Source organism: Citrobacter sp. TBCS-14, from assembly GCF_005280805.1.
GTDB classification, from domain to species: domain Bacteria; phylum Pseudomonadota; class Gammaproteobacteria; order Enterobacterales; family Enterobacteriaceae; genus Citrobacter; species Citrobacter gillenii.
This window is the reverse complement of record NZ_SZWM01000605.1, coordinates 1-397: the sequence shown is the minus strand read 5'-3', so window position 1 is coordinate 397 and position 397 is coordinate 1. Positions and strand designations below refer to the sequence as shown.

The following is a 397-nucleotide window of genomic DNA, read 5'->3' as shown; positions in this document are numbered from 1 at the left end:
AAAATTATCTCTGGCTGGTGGTACTGCTTCCCCTGTTAAGCGGGTGCGAATCGCAGGCTCTCCTGGTCAAAAAAAATGACGAATACTTTGCTCCACCCAAAACGGAAGCGCCGCCAACGGCGGATGGCCGCGCGGGAGGGGTGTTCGAAACGGGTTACAAGTGGTCGCTGACGGCGGACCGTCGCGCTTATCGGGTGGGCGATATCCTGACCGTGATGCTGGAAGAATCCACCCAGTCGAGCAAACAGGCGAAAACCAATTTCGGTAAGAACAATACCGTGGACATCGGCGCGCCGACTATCTTTGGCCATACCAAAGATAATCTGTCTGGCTCGGTTGATGCCAATCGTGATTTCAACGGGACGGCGACCTCGCAGCAGCAAAACAGTTTGCGCGG

At 55.4% G+C, this 397-nt stretch carries 1 protein-coding gene; it reads left to right on the top strand.

All coding sequences use genetic code 11. The features are described 5' to 3' along the window. A partial coding sequence (locus FDX22_RS20215; protein WP_186805379.1) for a flagellar basal body L-ring protein FlgH occupies window positions 1-397 on the top strand: 397 nt, incomplete at both ends.